Genomic DNA, 18483 nt, shown 5'->3' on the forward strand with positions numbered 1-18483 from the left:
ACATTTTCCTCAAGGAAGTCATGTCACCAGTATACGCAATTACCCTGCTAAAACAGTGAAGGTTGCTGAGGTTCTTCGGTTTCAACCGCTTTGTTTGCACGAATTTTGCGCAGCAGACGTTGTCGGCAGAGCCGTAAGACCTCCTGCTTTTGCGCGTCGCTGAAATTTTGCCAGTTAAAACGTTCATCGCGTGTGCGCATGCAGCCACGGCAGTATCCTCGTTCATCAACCTGGCAAATACCCCGGCACGGGCTCTGGACAGGGAAAAATTCCAGTTGCTCTGCCACACCTACCTCCAGAACGTCATTATTCCCTACAGTGAAGACCCTAAATGGCCTGCATGCAAGGAGTGTCCGTCACAAACAGGGCATTAAGGTTTCGCTAATCTTCCCTTCTTATACTCGCCGCATTGATATAACGAATGGTCTGGTCATCATGTGGCTCACTAAAAAGTTACACTGTAACGATACGAAATTTACCCTCGCCTGTGCGCTTTTCTTCACCGTGTTCAATGCGCTGTTTATCCAGCGCAGCTGGTCAATTATCGCACCTGCCCGTCTGCATGACATGCTTTTTGCCGCCAGTGTGCCGCTGGTTCTGTTCTGCGGCTGGGTCATTGTTTTTAGCCTGCTGAATATTCCCTTTATTCGCAAGCCGCTCATGATTGCCCTGACCATAGGATGCGCCGCCGCGACCTGGTTTATGTACACCTATGGCGCGGTTATCGATCAAAACATGATTGTGAACGTGTTTGAGACTAACTCCCAGGAAGCGACAGCCCTGGTAACGCCGCAGCTGATCCTGTGGCTGGCCGTCGCGGGTCTGGTCCCTTCCGTCATCTTAGCCCTGACGCGCATTCGAACCGGAAAATGGTGGTATGCCCTGCTAACACGTTTCGCCGCTATACTGGGTGCGCTGCTGGTGATCATTCTCGTCGCGGCAGTGTTCTATAAAGACTATGCTTCGCTGTTCCGCAATAACAAAAGCATCGTCAAAATGGTCACTCCGGCGAACTACGTGAGCGCCGTTGTGAAGTACAGCAAAATGCGCTGGTTTGCCGGCGACCAGACGCTGGTCCGCATTGGCGAGGATGCCCATAAAGGGGCGCTGATTTCCGGCCAACGTAAGAAAACCGTGCTGGTTCTGGTGGTGGGCGAAGCCTCCCGCGCTGCAAACTATTCGTTAAATGGTTACCCGCGTGAAACCAACCCCGAGCTGAAAAAGCGGGATGTCATCAATTTCCCACAGGCCTCCTCCTGTGGCACGGAAACCGCCGTTTCCGTCCCCTGCATGTTCTCCGGCATGACGCGAAAAAAATATGACGCGGACCTCGCCCATCATCAGGAAGGACTGCTCGATGTGCTTAACCACGCCGGGTTCAACCTGCTGTGGCGCGACAATGACGGCGGGTGTAAAGGTGCCTGCGACCGCGTGCCGCACACGGACATGACCCAGTGGAAACTGGATCAGTTCTGTAAGGACAAATCCTGTATTGACGACGTCAACCTGTACCGCCTGGACAACGTGCTGGACGGAATAAAGCAGGATACCGTACTGGTGATACACCTGATGGGCAGCCACGGTCCGGCTTATTACAACCGTTACCCGGACCGCTTCCGGAAATTCACCCCAACCTGCGATACCAATGAAATTCAGGATTGCGATCATCAGTCGCTGATCAATACCTATGACAACTCGATTCTGTATACCGATAGCGTGCTCAGCCGAACCATCGACGCGCTAAAAGCCCGGAAGGCCAGTATGAACACAGCGCTCATTTACCTCTCCGATCACGGCGAATCGCTGGGCGAAAGCGGAATTTACCTGCACGGTACGCCGTATATGCTGGCCCCGGAGCAGCAAACGCATATTCCGTTTATGTTCTGGCTCTCCCCGGACTATGCGAAAAACTTCGGCGTAAACACGGATTGCCTGCGTAACCATGCTGCAAAAGAGGCAGTTTCACAGGACAATTTGTTTGCCACGGTTCTGGGCATGATGGACGTGAAATCAGTGGTTTATCAGCCGCAACTGGATATTTTGTCGCAATGTCGTCGCTAAGCGGGCTTGCATTAGACCGAACGGTCTATTAGAGTAAGAGCATGAGCAGACATACAGAACACGATACACGAGAACATTTGCTGGCTACCGGCGAGCGCCTTTGCATGCATCGCGGGTTTACCGGTATGGGGCTGAGCGAGTTATTAAAAACCGCTGAAGTGCCTAAGGGATCGTTTTATCACTATTTTCGATCCAAAGAGGCGTTTGGCGTAGCCATGCTGGAGCGGCACTACGCCAGCTACCATCAGCGCCTGGCAGCCCACTTCGCCAGCGGCGAAGGTGACTACCGGGATCGTGTTCTGAACTACTATCAGGAAACGCTGAAGCAGTTCTGTCAGCAGGGCATCATCAGCGGCTGCCTGACGGTAAAACTGTCTGCCGAAGTGTGCGATCTCTCCGAAGATATGCGCACCGCCATGGATAAAGGGGCCAGCGGCGTAATCGCTCTGCTGGCTCAGGCGCTGGAAAAAGGCCGCGATGAAACAACGCTCTCCTTCTCCGGCGATCCGCTCACGCAGGCACAGGTGCTCTATTCCCTCTGGTTAGGCGCCAACCTGCAGGCAAAAATGTCTCGCAGCGCCGTGCCGCTCGAAAGCGCGCTGGCGCATGTGAAAAACTGTATTACCGCGCCTGGCGTGTAGCCGGCGTTTTTATTTACCCTTTTACTAGTCGACTGGTCTACTCAGGAGCCATTATGTCCGCTGAAAAGCTATTTACCCCACTGAAAGTGGGTGCCGTTACTGCCCCAAACCGCGTGTTTATGGCCCCACTTACCCGTCTGCGCAGCATCGAGCCGGGAGATATCCCAACGCCATTAATGGGTGAGTATTACCGTCAGCGCGCCAGCTCGGGCCTGATTATTTCCGAAGCCACGCAGATTTCTGCCCAGGCTAAAGGCTACGCCGGTGCGCCGGGTCTGCACAGCCCGGAACAGATCGCCGCGTGGAAAAAAATCACCGCAGGCGTTCATGCTGAAGATGGCCGTATTGCGGTTCAGCTGTGGCACACCGGTCGTATCTCGCACAGCAGCATCCAGCCTGGCGGTCAGGCGCCCGTTTCTGCCTCTGCCCTGAATGCGAATACCCGCACTTCCCTGCGCGATGAAAACGGTAATGCTATTCGCGTCGACACCACCACGCCACGCGCGCTTGAGCTGGACGAGATCCCGGGTATCGTGAATGATTTCCGTCAGGCCGTCGCCAACGCCCGTGAAGCGGGCTTCGACCTGGTTGAGCTGCACTCTGCGCACGGCTACCTGCTGCACCAGTTCCTGTCACCGTCTTCCAATCAGCGTACCGACCAGTACGGCGGCAGCGTTGAAAACCGCGCGCGTCTGGTGCTTGAAGTGGTAGATGCTGTGTGTAATGAGTGGAGCGCAGATCGCATTGGTATTCGAGTTTCCCCAATTGGTACCTTCCAGAACGTCGACAACGGTCCGAACGAAGAAGCGGATGCGCTGTACCTGATTGAAGAGCTGGCTAAACGCGGTATCGCGTATCTGCACATGTCCGAGCCGGACTGGGCAGGCGGCAAGCCCTACAGTGAAGCCTTCCGACAGAAAGTTCGCGAGCGCTTCCACGGCGTGATTATCGGGGCGGGCGCTTATACGGCAGAGAAAGCCGAAGATCTGATCGGTAAAGGTTTAATCGACGCCGTGGCCTTTGGCCGCGATTACATTGCTAACCCGGATCTGGTTGCCCGTTTGCAGAAGAAAGCCGAACTGAACCCGCAGCGCCCTGAAAGCTTCTATGGCGGCGGCGCGGAAGGTTATACCGACTACCCTTCACTGTAATCCCGCTTTGTACATTGATAGCGGCGACCTTTCGCCGCTATACTAAAACATCGTTTCTGTTCAAAAAGATAATCCATTCCACTGGTTAATGAGGAAATTATGCGCCTACTTCACACCATGCTGCGCGTTGGCGACCTGCAACGTTCCATCGATTTCTACACTAACGTTCTGGGCATGAAGCTGCTGCGCACCAGCGAAAATCCGGAATATAAATACTCTCTGGCGTTTGTCGGTTACGGCCCGGAATCTGAAGAAGCGGTCATCGAGCTGACCTACAACTGGGGCGTGGACAGCTACGAGCTGGGTACGGCTTACGGCCACATCGCGCTGGAAGTGGATAACGCGGCTGAAGCCTGCGAACGTATCCGCAGCAATGGCGGTAACGTCACCCGTGAAGCCGGTCCGGTTAAAGGCGGCACCACCGTGATTGCGTTTGTTGAAGATCCGGACGGGTATAAAATCGAACTGATCGAAGCTAAAGACGCTGGTCGCGGTCTGGGCAATTGATCCCGCAGGGCGCACTATGCGCCCGTTGTTTTGCTGCATCCCCTCTCAAAATTTGCCATAATGCGCACTGCTTTTTCCCCCTTGTAAGAGACCCTGATGTCCGATAACGCTCAATTTACCGGTCTGTGCGACCGTTTTCGTGGTTTTTATCCCGTTGTCATTGATGTAGAAACAGCCGGATTTAACGCTAAAACCGATGCGCTGCTTGAAATTGCCGCCATCACGCTGAAGATGGATGAACAGGGCTGGCTTGTACCGGACACCACGCTGCATTTCCACGTTGAACCCTTTGAAGGCGCAAACTTACAGCCAGAGGCGCTGGCCTTTAACGGTATCGATCCGACAAACCCGCTGCGCGGGGCGGTAAGCGAATACGAGGCGCTGCACGCCATTTTCAAAATGGTGCGCAAGGGCATGAAAGAGAATGACTGTAGCCGCGCCATCATGGTGGCCCACAACGCTACGTTCGATCACAGCTTCACCATGGCTGCCGCCGAGCGCGCCTCGCTAAAACGTAATCCATTCCATCCGTTTGTGACCTTCGACACCGCCGCGCTGAGCGGCCTGGCGCTGGGGCAAACCGTGCTCTCTAAAGCCTGCATCACGGCGGGTATTGCGTTTGACGGCACTCAGGCGCATTCCGCGTTATACGATACCGAGCGTACAGCGGAGCTGTTCTGTGAGATCGTCAACCGCTGGAAACGTCTGGGTGGCTGGCCGCTGCCGATGGGCGACGAGGCCGATCTTCAATCGTAGACTGGGTAATCAACAGCCCCACAGGACAAAAAAAAGCGACCAACATAATGTGGTCGCTTTTTTATATCCGCAGAAAACTTATTCTGCGTCCGGCTCTTCGGTTTTATACTTCGCCGCAGTCTCTTTGATCAGCTGTTGCAGTTCGCCGCGCTGATACATTTCAATCAGAATATCACAGCCGCCAACCAGTTCACCGTCAACCCACAGCTGTGGGAAGGTCGGCCAGTTTGCGTATTTTGGCAGCTCAGCGCGGATGTCCGGGTTTTGCAGGATATCAACGTAAGCAAAACGCTCACCACAGGCGGACAGCGCCTGAACCGCTTGCGCGGAGAAGCCGCAGCTTGGCAGCTTCGGAGAACCTTTCATGTACAGGAGAATCGGGTTTTCAGCGATCTGGCGCTGAATTTTTTCAATAGTGGTGCTCATGTCTTGCTTCCTTTAACTTCTGTTACGGCATCAGTCTGACATTGTAGCGGGTCAGGCCGACATCGGAAAATAACATTTTTGTCACGTCTCATTATTTTATCCGCTATCGCGTAAAGTTGCATTGATAATGACGTTTAAGGCTGCGCGCCGTGCGGTTTTGCTTAAGGAGCGAACAAGAGTGCGACAGAATGGTGAATTTTTTTGCACTTGCTAACGAAACACATTTTTTGAATGAAAAATGCTATTAACTTATTCCGATTTTATGGATTAGAATCGACTGGTTTTGTAAATCTCATGCGGGTATGTATTTTGGCTCGCACTTATCAGGGGACTGCCCAGTGGCGCGGATAACTAAAATCTCGATGACGCTCTGTGCTTTACTGTTTACCACACTCTCATTTACGCCAGCGGCGAACGCCTCCGAACAGGCGCGGCATTCTGCTGTACAAAAAACGCATCTGGCAAAAACCACAGAACGTAAGAAAAAAACCACCAGCAAAACAGTAAAGAAGAAAACCACCGCTCACACCAAAAAGACCGCCTCCAGTAAAACCAAAACTCTCCGTTCCGGCACGCACAAAACCACTCGCACGACCGCCAGCCTGGTGAATGATAAATGCACTGTGCGCAAAGGCCATAAAACGAAATGCGCAAAAGTGACGAAGCTGGCTGACGTGCATAAAGCGCGTATGCAGAAAGCGCAAAAAACGGCGATGAATAAACTGATGGGGCAAATAGGTAAACCATATCGCTGGGGTGGCACCTCTCCGCGCACCGGTTTTGACTGTAGTGGGCTGGTTTATTATGCCTATAAAGATCTGGTGAAGTTTCGCATTCCACGCACCGCCAATGAGATGTACCATCTGCGCGACGCCGCGCCTGTAAACCGTGGCGAACTGCAAAATGGCGACCTGGTGTTCTTCCGCACCCAGGGACGCGGCACGGCCGATCACGTTGGGGTGTATGTGGGTAACGGTAAATTTATCCAGTCACCGCGCAGCGGTCAGGACATTCAGATCACCTCCCTCAGTGAAGATTACTGGGTGCGCCACTATGTGGGTGCGCGCCGAGTGATGACGCCAAAAACCATTCGCTAGACCCTGCCCTGCCGCCTCCGTGGCGGGGTAAGTTCCTCTTTTGCATACCCTTTCAATTTGCTATTCTGTCCTTGTTGTCTGTAGGGTTATTGGCAACGTATAAAACTATAAGGAGAGTAGCAATGTCGTTCGAATTACCTGCACTACCGTATGCAAAAGACGCCCTGGCTCCGCACATTTCAGCGGAAACCCTGGAGTACCATTACGGCAAGCATCACCAGACCTATGTCACCAACCTGAATAACCTGATCAAGGGCACCGATTTTGAAGGCAAAACGCTGGAAGAGATTGTGCGCAGTTCAGACGGTGGCGTATTCAACAACGCCGCTCAGGTGTGGAACCACACCTTCTACTGGCACTGCCTGGCTCCAAATGCAGGCGGAGAACCTACCGGTGAGCTGGCCGCAGCGATTAACGCCGCGTTCGGCAGTTTCGCGGATTTCAAAGCGAAATTTACTGACGCAGCCGTTAAAAACTTTGGCTCCGGCTGGACCTGGCTGGTAAGAGAGGCTGATGGCAAACTGGCTATCGTTTCCACTTCTAATGCGGGTACCCCTCTGACCACCAGCGCAACGCCGCTGATGACCGTGGACGTATGGGAACACGCCTATTACATTGATTACCGTAATGCGCGCCCGAACTACCTGGAACATTTCTGGGCACTGGTTAACTGGGAATTTGTTGCGAAGAACTTCGCCGCATAAGGGACACGCAGAAGGGGCAACCCTTCTGCGTTTTTATTTATTCCGCCGTCCACACCGCTTCTGGCTGTTTACGCCCGGACATCAACACCAGCAGCAAGCCGAGTGCGGCAATGACCGCCCCCATCACCGGCACAAAGCTGTAACCTAAACCACCGGAAATCACCGCCCCGCCCGCTGCGGCTCCCAGCGCATTTCCCAGGTTAAACGCACCGATATTCACGGATGATGAGAGCCCCGGCGCCTCATGCGCAACACGCATCACGCGCATCTGCAACGGCGGCACCACGGCAAAGGTTGCGGCGCCCCACACCACCATGGCAACCGCGGCGCCCACTTCGTTACGCGCCAGCCACGGGATCGCCACCATGATGACAATCAGCAGCGTTAAAAAACCTTTCAGCGTCCCGCTGACGGAGCGGTCGGCAAATTTCCCGCCGAGATAGTTGCCAATCGAGAACCCGACACCAATCAGCACCAGCATCGCGGTAACAAAGAGTGGCGTTGCGTGGGTAATGTCGTGCAGCACCGGGGAGATATAGGTGTAGAGCGTAAACATCGCCCCTGCCCCCAGCACCGTGGTGAGCAGCGCGGACAACACCTGAGGACGCATCAGCACCGCCAGCTCTTTACGTACTTCCGGACGTTCTCCCGCACTTCCTTTCGGCAGCGAGAAGAACAGCGCGACCATCGCGACCACGCCCAGTCCGGCGGTTGCGAGGAAAGACATACGCCAGCCGATGGCTTCTCCGAGCCAGGTGGCATCGGGAACGCCGCCGATATTAGCGATAGTGAGGCCCATAAACATAGTGGCTACCGCGCTGGCCTGCTTATGTTTTGGCACTACGCTTGCGGCAACAACCGAGCCCAGCCCGAAGAAAGCGCCGTGGTTCAGGCTGGTCAGAATACGGGAAAGCATCAGCGTGGTGTAATCCGGCGAAATCGCGGAAAGCACATTTCCGAGAGTAAAAATTGCCATCAGGAAAATCAGCGCATTGCGTCGCGCGCGGTGCGAAAGCAGCAGCGTCATCAGCGGTGCGCCCACCATCACGCCGATCGCATAGGCGCTAATCAACATACCGGCCGCAGGGATAGAGACGTCCACACCCCGGGCGATAACAGGCAATAACCCCATCGGGGAGAATTCAGTGGTGCCAATCCCAAAGGCGCCAATCGCCAGGGCCAGCAGGGGAAAATTGATTTTCATGAAAAGACTCCGGATACCGTGCCGTTACCCGGCACAGACTAAGAAGGCAAAAGCATGACATCAATCACAAAAAATGAGAAGTTAACATTTTGGCAAAAGATTTTTGCCGGAGAGGTAACAATAGCGGCAAGGGAGGGAGAAGACTCTCCCTCCACCTAAATCAGTGCAGCGCAGCGGTTAAACCACCCGCAACAATCAGGGCAAGAACAACAATGGTGGTAAACAGCGAAAACTTCAGATCGGTACTCATCAATTTTTCTCCTTTTATTCACCCTACGAAAAGTGAGCTTGCTCATTTTTACACAGTTCAGGTCAAAAATCTTCCAGGATTTAAACGGATATCCACTTTACCTCTTCCCCTTTTCATCAAGATAGGACAAAATTCCACGCTAAATTTATTAGCGTACCGGCCACTGACCCCCTCCTGACGTCCTGTGTCGTTTTCCCGGCGTGTCGCAACTCATGTTTGCGTAATAAGGGTGAGAGAAGGCAAACGTTTACCTTCATTTTTTTCAGGAGCTTAGGATATGGTCTGGAGTGACACTTAATGGCAACAATTAAAGACGTAGCAAAACGCGCAAACGTTTCCACTACAACCGTATCACATGTTATTAACAAAACGCGTTTCGTCGCAGAAGAGACGCGTAATGCCGTTTGGGCGGCAATCAAAGAACTGCACTACTCGCCAAGTGCGGTCGCCCGTAGCCTGAAGGTTAATCACACCAAATCGATTGGCCTGCTGGCCACCAGCAGTGAAGCGGCTTACTTTGCTGAAATCATCGAAGCCGTTGAAAAAAACTGCTTTCAGAAAGGCTATACCCTGATTCTGGGCAACGCGTGGAACAACATTGAAAAACAGCGCGCTTACCTGTCGATGATGGCGCAAAAGCGCGTCGACGGCCTGCTGGTCATGTGTTCTGAATACCCTGAGTCGGTGCTTTCCATGCTGGAAGAGTATCGCCACATTCCGATGGTAGTGATGGACTGGGGCGAGGCGCGCGCAGACTTCACCGACTCTGTTATTGATAACGCCTTTGAAGGCGGCTACATGGCCGGGCGTTATCTGGTAGAACGCGGGCATCGTGAAATTGGCGTGATCCCGGGCCCGCTGGAGCGTAACACCGGTGCTGGCCGTCTGGCCGGTTTCATGAAAGCGATGGAAGAGGCGCTGATTACCGTGCCAGAAAACTGGATTGTCCAGGGCGATTTCGAACCGGAGTCGGGCTATCGCGCCATGCAGCAGATCGTCTCCCAGCCGCATCGCCCTACCGCTGTGTTCTGCGGCGGCGATATCATGGCAATGGGCGCGCTCTGCGCGGCGGATGAACTCGGCCTGCGCGTTCCGCAGGACATCTCGGTGATCGGCTATGATAACGTTCGCAACGCCCGTTTCTTTACCCCGGCGCTGACCACCATTCACCAGCCGAAAGATTCGCTGGGTGAAACGGCCTTCAATATGCTGATGGACAGGATCGTCAACAAGCGAGAACAGTCCCAGTCCATTGAAGTCCACCCGCGCCTGATTGAACGCCGTTCCGTTGCCGACGGTCCGTTCCGCGACTACCGACGTTAATCTCTTTACGGGGCCAGCTACGCTGGTCCCCGCAACCACTCCCGGTTAAGCGTTTCGCTGTCTCCCAGATAATCCAGCAGCCAGGCCATGGCGGGCGATACGTCGTTTTGCTGCCACGTCAGACAGCATGCAGCATCCGGGAAAGGGTTTTCCAGCGTCAGAGCCACCCACTCTCCCGCGTCGATGCGCGGGCGCGCAAAATGCACCGGCACCATGCCAACGCACAGCCCCGCGCTCAGACAGGTGGCTGACGACTCCCAGTCCGGCGCAACCACGCGGCGCTGATTATCCAGCAGCCAGGTAATGCGCTTGGGCAGCGAGCGGGAGGTATCTTCCAGCACCAGCGAGGGCCAGTTGCGTAAGGTGTCATCACTCAGCGGCCCGTCCAGCGCCGCCAGCGGGTGATCGCGCGCGACCACGCAGGTCCAGCTCAGCATGCCCATGTCGCGAAACGCGTAGCGCCCGCCAACCGGGATCGCCTGGGTTGCACCAATCGCCATCTCCGCCCTGCCGTCCGCCAGCGCATCCCATACGCCGTTGAACACTTCCTGCGACACACGCAGTTCGACGTCGGAAAAATGACGATAGAAATCGACGATCATCTGCCGGGTCCGCTCCGGCTTAACGATGTTATCCACCGCGATAGCGAGATGCCCGCGCCAGCCGTTGGCGATCTGCTGGCACTGCTCACGGGTGATCTGCATTTTTTTGATAACAGACCGCCCTTCCTTCAAAAACCACGCTCCGGCAGGCGTGAGCTCCACGTCGCGATGGCGCCGCTCGAACAGCGGGACCGCCAGCCACGCTTCCAGCTGGCGCACCGTATAGCTGATAGCCGAGGGAACGCGGTGCAACTCCTGGGCGGCACCAGTAAAGCTGCCGTTACGCGCCACGGCATCAACCACTTCAAGGGAATAATCTGACCACATCTTTAGCCTGCAAATTTTTTGAATGCACCCACCAAATATTAGCGTTTCACAAGCCGCTTTGCACTCCCTACACTCTGCGCCAACGTACACCTGCCTCCTCAGGAGAAAAAAAGTGCAACCCAGGAAAGGATTTTTAGTCTGGCTCGGCGGCTTAAGCGTGCTGGGCTTTTTGGCGACCGACATGTATCTGCCCGCCTTCGCCGCGATGCAGGAAGATTTGCAAACTCCTGCCGCCGCCATCAGCGCCAGTTTGAGTTTATTCCTTGCAGGTTTTGCTTTTGCGCAACTACTCTGGGGACCGCTCTCTGATCGTTTTGGCCGTAAGCCCGTTCTGTTGCTGGGACTGGCGATTTTTGCCGTAGGCTGTCTGGGCATGCTGTGGGTCCGCGATGCCGCCTGGTTATTGGTGTTGCGCTTTATTCAGGCGGTCGGCGTCTGTGCCGCAGCGGTCACCTGGCAGGCGCTGGTGACCGATTACTACCCCGCCTCACGCACTAACCGCATTTTCGCCACCATCATGCCGCTGGTCGGCCTGTCTCCGGCGCTCGCTCCGCTGCTGGGCAGCTGGATCCTGGCGCATTTCGACTGGCAGGCCATTTTCGCCACGCTCTTTGCGATCACGCTGGTCCTGATGCTGCCCGCGTTCGGGCTTAAACCTGCGCATAAAAAAGAGACGCATCCGGACGCGAAGCCCATCACCTTTACCTCTTTACTGCGGTCGAAAGCCTATCGCGGTAACGTGCTGATTTATGCCGCCTGCTCTGCCAGCTTCTTTGCCTGGCTTACCGGTTCACCGTTCATTTTGCATGACATGGGCTACAGCCCGGCGGCTATCGGCCTGAGCTATGTACCACAGACCATCGCCTTCCTGGTGGGTGGCTATGGCTGTCGCGCCGCGCTGCAAAAATGGGAAGGCCAGCAGATGCTGCCCTGGCTGCTGGTGCTGTATGCGCTAAGCGTGATTGCGACCTGGGCTGTCGGCTTTATTCCCGGCGCCGGGCTTGCAGAAATTTTGATTCCGTTCTGCGTCATGGCGATCGCTAACGGGGCCATTTACCCTATTGTTGTAGCCCAGGCGCTGCGTCCATTCCCTCAGGCGACAGGCCGCGCTGCCGCGCTGCAAAATACCCTGCAACTTGGCCTGTGCTTCCTGGCAAGTCTCGTGGTCTCTGCATTGATTGCAACCCCGCTGCTCACCACCACCAGCGTGATGCTGGTCACCGTTGTGCTGGCAGGATTGGGTTATCGCATGCAGTCCTCCGCCCATCGCGAGCAGAGTGAAAACGCGCAGACAGAAACGTCGCACGCCTGATTACGCGGGAAACTATGTTAAAAACCAGTGATTAGGTTGCTAACAATTTTCTGTTGAATCACCAAATTTTGCGGCCTATACTGAATTTGGTTCGATTAAATACGATAAATATTAAGTGTTAACGGGAGCCGGAGCGCTCCCGTTTTACCATGGAAGGCATTTCGGCAAGGGTTATCTCCCTTCCTCTGTTCTACGTCGGATATCAGCCTCGCGGGCCTTTACCGTGAGATTTCTCACAAACCAAAAAAGCGTCTACGCTGTTTTAAGGTTCTGATCACAGCAAGGTGATGGAGAAGCTATGAGTTCATCGTGTATAGAAGAAGTCAGCGTTCCGGACGATAACTGGTCCCGGATCGTCAGTGAACTGTTGGGACGTGCGGGCATTACGATTAATGGCTCATCCCCCTCCGATCCCCAGATTAAACATCCCGATTTTTTCAAACGCGTGTTACAGGAGGGATCGTTAGGGCTGGGTGAAAGCTATATGGACGGCTGGTGGGAGTGTGAGCGGCTGGATATGTTCTTCTCCAGCGTTTTACGCGCCGGTCTTGAAAATCAGCTCCCTCGTCATTTCAAAGATACCTTACGTATCGCTTCCGCCCGCCTGTTCAATCTGCAAAGTAAAAAGCGCGCGTGGATCGTCGGTAAAGAGCATTATGACCTGGGCAACGATCTTTTCAGCCGTATGCTCGACCCGTTAATGCAGTATTCCTGCGGATACTGGAAAAAAGCGACAACCCTGGAAGAGGCGCAGCAGGATAAGCTACAGCTGATTTGCGATAAGTTGCAGTTGCAGCCCGGCATGCGCGTGCTGGACATCGGCTGTGGTTGGGGCGGCCTTGCCTGGTTTATGGCGAAACATTACGGTGTCAGCGTAGTCGGCGTCACGATTTCAGCTGAACAGCAGAAGATGGCACAGGAACGCTGTCTGGGTCTGGATGTCGATATTCGGCTTCAGGATTACCGCGACCTGAATGAGCAGTTCGATCGGATTGTTTCCGTGGGTATGTTCGAGCACGTGGGGCCAAAGAACTACAAGACTTATTTCGACGTCGCCGACCATAACCTGAAGCCTGACGGAATTTTCCTGCTACACACCATCGGCTCTAAACGCACCGATAACAATGTGGATCCCTGGATCAACAAATATATCTTCCCGAATGGTTGTTTGCCCTCTGTTCGCCAGATTGCGAACGCCAGCGAACCGCATTTTATTGTGGAAGACTGGCATAACTTCGGCGCAGATTACGACACCACGCTGATGGCCTGGCATGAACGTTTCCAGGCTGCATGGCCTGAAATCGCCGACAACTATTCGGAACGATTCAAACGGATGTTCAGCTATTATCTGAATGCCTGCGCGGGTGCGTTCCGCGCGCGGGATATACAGCTGTGGCAGGTGGTGTTTAGTCGTGGGATTGAGCACGGCCTGCGCGTGGCCCGCTGAAAAATAACCCCGGGTAACCGGGGTTATTTTTTATTCTTCTTCCACGGCCTTTATTATCGCCGCCTCTTTCGCCGCCAGCACGCGCTCAACGGTATCCACGACCGCCTGGGTCTGCGGATCAATTTCGATATTTACGCGCTGCCCCAGTTTTTTTGCGCCAAGCGTAGTACGTTGCAGCGTTTCAGGAATTAAATGCACGCAAAAACGCGTCGGCGTCACTTCACCGACGGTCAGACTAATCCCATCGATGCCAATAAATCCTTTATAAAGGATGTATTTCATTAATGACGGATCCTGCACCTTAAACCAGATTTGACGGTTATTTTCCGAGGTCACGATTTTCGCCACTTCTGCGGTGGTCATAATATGGCCCGACATCAGATGCCCGCCAATCTCATCGCTGAATTTCGCCGCGCGTTCAACGTTGACGGTATCCCCCACCACCAGCTCACCCAGGTTAGTGATGCGCAGCGTCTCTTTCATTAAATCAAAGCTTATCTGGTTACCGTTAATTTCGGTCACCGTCAGGCAGCAGCCGTTATGCGCTATCGACGCCCCGGTTTCAATGCCGTCGAGCATATATTCAGGCAGCTCAACTACGTGAGTGCGGAAATTCGGTTTTTCATCAATGGACACCACTTTGGCAGTGCCCTGCACAATACCAGTAAACATGCTTACAGCTCCTGTTCATTCCGAACGGCGATGACACCGTATAATCCCACCACAATAACAGTTGAAAAAACAGGTTGCCAGTGATGCGCAATTTCTGGCGATTTTTTCACTAGATAATTAGTTAAACCCCGCTACAATAGCTGGCATCCCTCTGTTTTTTCTTCTTGCTGCCAGTAACGGCGGCCTTTTTAGTCTCTCAAATAACTACAATACAAAGGTGTACACGTGCAGAAGTATATGATCGAAGCGCGTCAGTTATTGGCACTGGCCATACCGGTGATCGTCGCGCAGGTAGCCCAAACCGCAATGGGATTTGTGGATACGGTAATGGCCGGTGGTTACAGCGCCACCGATATGGCCGCCGTGGCGATCGGAACCTCAATCTGGCTCCCGGCCATTCTGTTTGGTCACGGCCTGCTGCTGGCGCTGACGCCCGTTATCGCGCAGCTTAACGGCTCCGGTCGACGCGACCGCGTAGCCCATCAGGTGCGCCAGGGCTTCTGGCTGGCCGGGGGTGTCTCCGTCCTGATTATGATCGTCCTGTGGAACGCCGGGTATATTATTCGCGCCATGCATAATATCGACCCGGCGCTGGCAGATAAAGCAGTCGGTTATCTGCGCGCCTTGCTCTGGGGCGCGCCCGGTTATCTCTTCTTCCAGGTGGCTCGTAACCAGTGTGAAGGGCTGGCAAAAACCAAGCCGGGCATGGTGATGGGCTTTATCGGCTTGCTGGTGAACATTCCCGTGAACTACATCTTCATCTACGGTCATTTTGGCATGCCGGAACTCGGCGGCGTGGGCTGTGGCGTGGCGACGGCTGCGGTGTACTGGGTGATGTTCGGCTGTATGCTCACCTACGTTAAACATGCGCGATCCATGCGCGACATTCGTAACGACACCGCCTTTAGCACGCCTGACTGGTCGATGATGAGCCGCCTTACCCAACTGGGTCTGCCCATTGCGCTGGCGCTGTTCTTTGAAGTGACGCTGTTTGCCGTTGTCGCCCTGCTGGTCTCGCCGTTAGGGATTATTGACGTGGCAGGCCACCAGATCGCCCTGAACTTCAGCTCTTTGATGTTCGTCCTGCCGATGTCCCTGGCTGCTGCGGTGACGATTCGCGTGGGCTTCCGTCTGGGGCAAGGTTCGACGCTGGATGCGCAAACGGCAGCCCGCACCGGGCTGGGCGTCGGCGTCTGCATGGCAGTCTGTACCGCGCTCTTTACCGTGCTGTTGCGTGAGCAAATTGCCCTGCTCTATAACGACAACCCGGAAGTAGTGACCCTGGCCTCGCATTTGATGCTGCTGGCGGCCATTTACCAGATCTCTGACTCTATCCAGGTAATTGGCAGCGGCGTGCTGCGTGGGTATAAAGATACGCGTTCCATCTTCTTTATCACCTTTATCGCTTACTGGGTTCTGGGCCTGCCGAGTGGGTATATTCTGGCGCTCACGGATCTGGTGGTGGATCGCATGGGGCCAGCCGGATTCTGGATGGGCTTTATCATCGGCTTAACGTCTGCAGCCATTATGATGATGCTGCGCATGCGCTTCCTGCAACGTCAGTCGTCTGCGGTAATTTTGCAACGCGCTGCGCGTTAATGACACAGTAGCCGCCGGCTGGCGGCTACTTTCTCTTCACTTTGCGCGGTAATGAAGCAATCGCGTGAAATCAGAGAGAAAAATGCATTTTCCCTCTTGCCACCTTGGGGCTGTGCCGCTAATATTCGTCCCCGTTGTCACCGACAACACAATGCGTTCATAGCTCAGTTGGTTAGAGCACCACCTTGACATGGTGGGGGTCGTTGGTTCGAGTCCAATTGAACGCACCATTATGCGTCTGTAGCTCAGTTGGTTAGAGCACCACCTTGACATGGTGGGGGTCGATGGTTCGAGTCCATTCAGACGCACCAATCAGTTTCCTCGCACATTTCATTCCCGTTCAGCCTCGTGCAGGGGCAGCAAACTCTTTAAACACATCGAAATTAACCTCCAGCCCGCGCGTGCCGGGAAAAGCGGAATGGCATATGACATTTTTTATCCGTCCAGGCAAAGCATTGACGACTTCAAAAAATGGAGCTGGAGGCGGTCCTGGTGCAGCAGCAAGAAACCGTTACAGCATTCGCGACTTAAATAGCCAGTAGCCAGAAAAGCGCCCCATCAGGTTAGCAAAACGCCCGGCGTTTGCCGGGCGTGAAAACAACATCAGTCAACGATTACGGCTTATGTTCAATTGCCGGGTTGTTGTTGATGGCGATTCGCTGCGGTTTCTCTTCTTCCGGAATATCCTGGTGTAATTCAATCGCCAGCAAGCCGTTTTCCAGCGAAGCGCCGGTTACTTTCACATGTTCCGGCAGACTATAGCTGGCCCGGAAGTCGCTGCGGCTGATACCCCGATGGATCCACCCTTCTTCGCCGTTTTCGGTTTTCTCCGCTTCACGTTTACCGCTGATATTCAGCTGACCGCCAACGGTTTCAATTTCAAGTTCGCTCTCTTTCCAGCCCGGCACGCTGAGCGTCAGTTCATAGCGGTTATCACCCACCCGCCGGATATTGTAAGACGGCGTGGAGGGCAACGGCGTACTGCCGGTTAGCTGGCTAAAAAGGCGATCGATACGGTTAAAACGGTCCGCAAACAGAGAGTCGGAGAGATCGTTCAACATGGGAAAAGCTCTTAGAGTCATCATGTACCTCCTGAACAGTAAAAAAGAATATTCAAAAAGTTCATGTCTTACGGGCAGGTATTCCTTACCCGCTTTCTATATGCGGTTACCGCACAATATTTCAACCTCAGGAGCCTGCAAAATGTAGCTGGAACCTAAAAAACGCAACGGCCCGTTAAGCCCGTTGTTCGTTACATCATCGCAGTTCTATTACTCTCGCCCGCTCAGCCTGCTTTCGGTAGTGGTCGTATCGCTCCCGGAACCATGCCTGCTGTTCATTACTCATATTGCCGGTCACGGCATCGATATCAACTGGCTGGCCCAGGGCGTACATACGGGCAAAACTGCGTGCCAGAAAATCAAAATTCTTTAATGCGTTTATATCTTGTCGCTTCATTAGCATATCCCTCCAGTCATTGTGATTCCTGTTCAAGGTCATATGCTTTTCTGATCTCAGTATCCGCCTGAAAAAGATCGTTTTTTGAGCGATGTGTGCGCATCACTCTGCCAGTGTTCACATTTCAGGAACGACAAAACTCTTCAGCTCTGGTCATGATTTTCCCTCCCTTTTATCACTCACGCAGAAAACATAAACGCCAGCCATGCAGTAAGTTCGCCATGTAGCCGGAAGGTGCGAACGGCGTGCTTTAATGCCAGACGCTGTAACAGGTCGCCCAGCGCGTTCAGGTGGGTTTCCACCTGCAAGCGTCTTATCAGTTCGAATAACAGACAAAGGACGTTTACACTGGCGGATTAATACTGATTTCCTGAACATATGGGTAAATGGGTGAATCCGGGCTTGTTGGCCATATAGAGAGGGGCGCATGTAGGTTGCCGCGGTTGTGTATCGAACTGCGCATTGTTATCTACAACACGCTGCTCATGGCCTTTCACGGCTATTCTCTTTTTCGTCTGCGCTTTCCTGGCGGAGGGCGAGGGTTTTACCTGCCGCGGCAGTTCGGAGGCACCATAACCTGAACAGAATCGCTTAGACTGACTCAGACTTCCGTCATTGCAGACAAAACGGCCATCCGATGTACAGTGTGCTATGCCACCTTTTGAGCCAGAGCAGGGCTGTCTTCCACGGGCGGCATCAGCCTGCATGTTAAAAAGTACACTGACCGTAAGAAGGAAAATTTTCATTTTCATATCTGTATCCATGATTGACGTCATCCTACTCAGGGTATATCCCCTCAGTCATTGACCTTTTTGCCAGATAAAATGTAATGATTCACGGCTAAGAAATAAATTATTAATATTTCAGTACCCGCCACAGCACAAGTGCTAAATCAATACACTGAAAAATAACTCTTTAATGTATCTTTTCTGACCAGAGTAGAATA

21 protein-coding genes and 2 tRNA genes are annotated in these 18483 nt (G+C 53.8%); 13 read left to right on the forward strand and 10 right to left on the reverse strand.

Going from position 1 to position 18483, the window contains the following annotated elements; all coding sequences use genetic code 11:
* Positions 1–47: 47 nt before the first annotated feature.
* Entirely contained in the window at positions 48–287 is a 240-nt protein-coding gene (locus ACOT1A_RS07605; RefSeq protein WP_023299951.1) for a DUF1289 domain-containing protein, read from the reverse strand.
* A 148-nt stretch (positions 288–435) separates the two neighbouring features.
* On the opposite strand from ACOT1A_RS07605, the gene eptA reads away from it, so the two are divergent.
* The 5 genes from eptA (at position 436) to rnt (ending at position 5116) form a co-directional block, all read left to right on the forward strand.
* Positions 436–2061 carry a phosphoethanolamine transferase EptA gene (gene eptA, locus ACOT1A_RS07610; RefSeq protein WP_038415945.1) on the forward strand — a complete coding sequence of 542 codons (1626 nt, stop codon included), beginning with the start codon at positions 436–438 and terminating at the stop codon, positions 2059–2061.
* A 41-nt stretch (positions 2062–2102) separates the two neighbouring features.
* Positions 2103–2702, forward strand: coding sequence for a TetR/AcrR family transcriptional regulator (locus tag ACOT1A_RS07615; protein ID WP_105322716.1), 600 nt, complete (start codon positions 2103–2105; stop codon positions 2700–2702).
* A 53-nt stretch (positions 2703–2755) separates the two neighbouring features.
* Positions 2756–3853 (forward strand): alkene reductase, encoded by a 1098-nt coding sequence (locus ACOT1A_RS07620; protein WP_023299948.1) that lies wholly within the window; start codon positions 2756–2758, stop codon positions 3851–3853.
* A gap of 99 nt (positions 3854–3952) precedes the next feature.
* Positions 3953–4360: a lactoylglutathione lyase gene (gene gloA, locus ACOT1A_RS07625; RefSeq protein WP_022647898.1), complete on the forward strand. Its 408-nt coding sequence runs from the start codon at positions 3953–3955 to the stop codon at positions 4358–4360.
* A gap of 96 nt (positions 4361–4456) precedes the next feature.
* Positions 4457–5116: a ribonuclease T gene (gene rnt / locus ACOT1A_RS07630; protein WP_003857625.1), complete on the forward strand. Its 660-nt coding sequence runs from the start codon at positions 4457–4459 to the stop codon at positions 5114–5116.
* A 78-nt stretch (positions 5117–5194) separates the two neighbouring features.
* On the opposite strand, the gene grxD is transcribed toward rnt, so the two are convergent.
* Complete coding sequence (gene grxD, locus ACOT1A_RS07635; RefSeq protein ID WP_003832760.1) at positions 5195–5542, reverse strand: monothiol glutaredoxin 4; 348 nt, start codon at positions 5540–5542, stop codon at positions 5195–5197.
* 338 nt (positions 5543–5880) lie between these two features.
* On the opposite strand from grxD, the gene ACOT1A_RS07640 reads away from it, so the two are divergent.
* Both ACOT1A_RS07640 and sodB read left to right on the forward strand, forming a co-directional pair.
* Complete coding sequence (locus tag ACOT1A_RS07640; protein ID WP_023299947.1) at positions 5881–6639, forward strand: C40 family peptidase; 759 nt, start codon at positions 5881–5883, stop codon at positions 6637–6639.
* 122 nt (positions 6640–6761) lie between these two features.
* Positions 6762–7343 (forward strand): superoxide dismutase [Fe], encoded by a 582-nt coding sequence (gene sodB / locus ACOT1A_RS07645; protein WP_063853905.1) that lies wholly within the window; start codon positions 6762–6764, stop codon positions 7341–7343.
* Positions 7344–7380: 37 nt separating this feature from the next.
* Here sodB and ACOT1A_RS07650 read toward each other — a convergent pair whose 3' ends face one another.
* A complete protein-coding gene (locus ACOT1A_RS07650; protein WP_421625511.1) occupies positions 7381–8547 on the reverse strand; it encodes an MFS transporter in 1167 nt (388 codons plus the stop codon).
* A 160-nt stretch (positions 8548–8707) separates the two neighbouring features.
* Entirely contained in the window at positions 8708–8797 is a 90-nt protein-coding gene (locus ACOT1A_RS07655; RefSeq protein WP_003857632.1) for a YnhF family membrane protein, read from the reverse strand.
* 297 nt (positions 8798–9094) lie between these two features.
* Here ACOT1A_RS07655 and purR point away from each other — a divergent pair, with 297 nt between their 5' ends.
* The gene (gene purR, locus ACOT1A_RS07660) at positions 9095–10120 is read left to right on the forward strand and encodes an HTH-type transcriptional repressor PurR (protein ID WP_006809011.1); all 1026 of its coding nucleotides are present in this window, start codon (positions 9095–9097) and stop codon (positions 10118–10120) included.
* 17 nt (positions 10121–10137) lie between these two features.
* Here the strand turns inward: purR and punR are convergent, their stop codons facing one another.
* Positions 10138–11049: a DNA-binding transcriptional activator PunR gene (punR, locus tag ACOT1A_RS07665; RefSeq protein WP_022647895.1), complete on the reverse strand. Its 912-nt coding sequence runs from the start codon at positions 11047–11049 to the stop codon at positions 10138–10140.
* A gap of 112 nt (positions 11050–11161) precedes the next feature.
* On the opposite strand from punR, the gene punC reads away from it, so the two are divergent.
* Together punC and cfa are read left to right on the forward strand one after the other, a co-directional pair.
* Entirely contained in the window at positions 11162–12361 is a 1200-nt protein-coding gene (punC, locus tag ACOT1A_RS07670; RefSeq protein ID WP_023299943.1) for a purine nucleoside transporter PunC, read from the forward strand.
* Between the two features lie 298 nt (positions 12362–12659).
* Positions 12660–13808 (forward strand): cyclopropane fatty acyl phospholipid synthase, encoded by a 1149-nt coding sequence (cfa, locus tag ACOT1A_RS07675; protein ID WP_022647893.1) that lies wholly within the window; start codon positions 12660–12662, stop codon positions 13806–13808.
* Between the two features lie 30 nt (positions 13809–13838).
* Here the strand turns inward: cfa and ACOT1A_RS07680 are convergent, their stop codons facing one another.
* On the reverse strand, positions 13839–14480 hold the full coding sequence (locus tag ACOT1A_RS07680) for a riboflavin synthase (RefSeq protein WP_022647892.1): 642 nt from the start codon (positions 14478–14480) through the stop codon (positions 13839–13841).
* Positions 14481–14705: 225 nt separating this feature from the next.
* On the opposite strand from ACOT1A_RS07680, the gene mdtK reads away from it, so the two are divergent.
* The 3 genes from mdtK to ACOT1A_RS07695 all read left to right on the forward strand — a co-directional run bounded on the left by mdtK (position 14706) and on the right by ACOT1A_RS07695 (position 16390).
* Positions 14706–16079: an MdtK family multidrug efflux MATE transporter gene (mdtK, locus tag ACOT1A_RS07685; protein ID WP_032622176.1), complete on the forward strand. Its 1374-nt coding sequence runs from the start codon at positions 14706–14708 to the stop codon at positions 16077–16079.
* A 153-nt stretch (positions 16080–16232) separates the two neighbouring features.
* Positions 16233–16309: transfer RNA gene (locus tag ACOT1A_RS07690), tRNA-Val, on the forward strand.
* Between the two features lie 4 nt (positions 16310–16313).
* A tRNA-Val gene (locus ACOT1A_RS07695) sits at positions 16314–16390 on the forward strand.
* Positions 16391–16693: 303 nt separating this feature from the next.
* Here ACOT1A_RS07695 and ACOT1A_RS07700 read toward each other — a convergent pair.
* The 4 genes from ACOT1A_RS07700 to ACOT1A_RS07715 form a co-directional block, all read right to left on the reverse strand.
* Positions 16694–17164, reverse strand: coding sequence for an Hsp20 family protein (locus ACOT1A_RS07700; protein ID WP_105322715.1), 471 nt, complete (start codon positions 17162–17164; stop codon positions 16694–16696).
* Between the two features lie 172 nt (positions 17165–17336).
* Positions 17337–17537: a cell surface composition regulator GlgS gene (glgS, locus tag ACOT1A_RS07705; RefSeq protein WP_026080713.1), complete on the reverse strand. Its 201-nt coding sequence runs from the start codon at positions 17535–17537 to the stop codon at positions 17337–17339.
* 179 nt (positions 17538–17716) lie between these two features.
* Positions 17717–17839, reverse strand: a complete 123-nt coding sequence (locus ACOT1A_RS07710; protein WP_254909560.1) for a hypothetical protein — start codon at positions 17837–17839, stop codon at positions 17717–17719.
* A gap of 54 nt (positions 17840–17893) precedes the next feature.
* Positions 17894–18289 (reverse strand): hypothetical protein, encoded by a 396-nt coding sequence (locus tag ACOT1A_RS07715; protein ID WP_123906474.1) that lies wholly within the window; start codon positions 18287–18289, stop codon positions 17894–17896.
* Positions 18290–18483: the final 194 nt, after the last annotated feature.

The organism is Enterobacter cloacae complex sp. SYL003 (assembly GCF_049236925.1).
GTDB lineage: Bacteria > Pseudomonadota > Gammaproteobacteria > Enterobacterales > Enterobacteriaceae > Enterobacter > Enterobacter intestinihominis.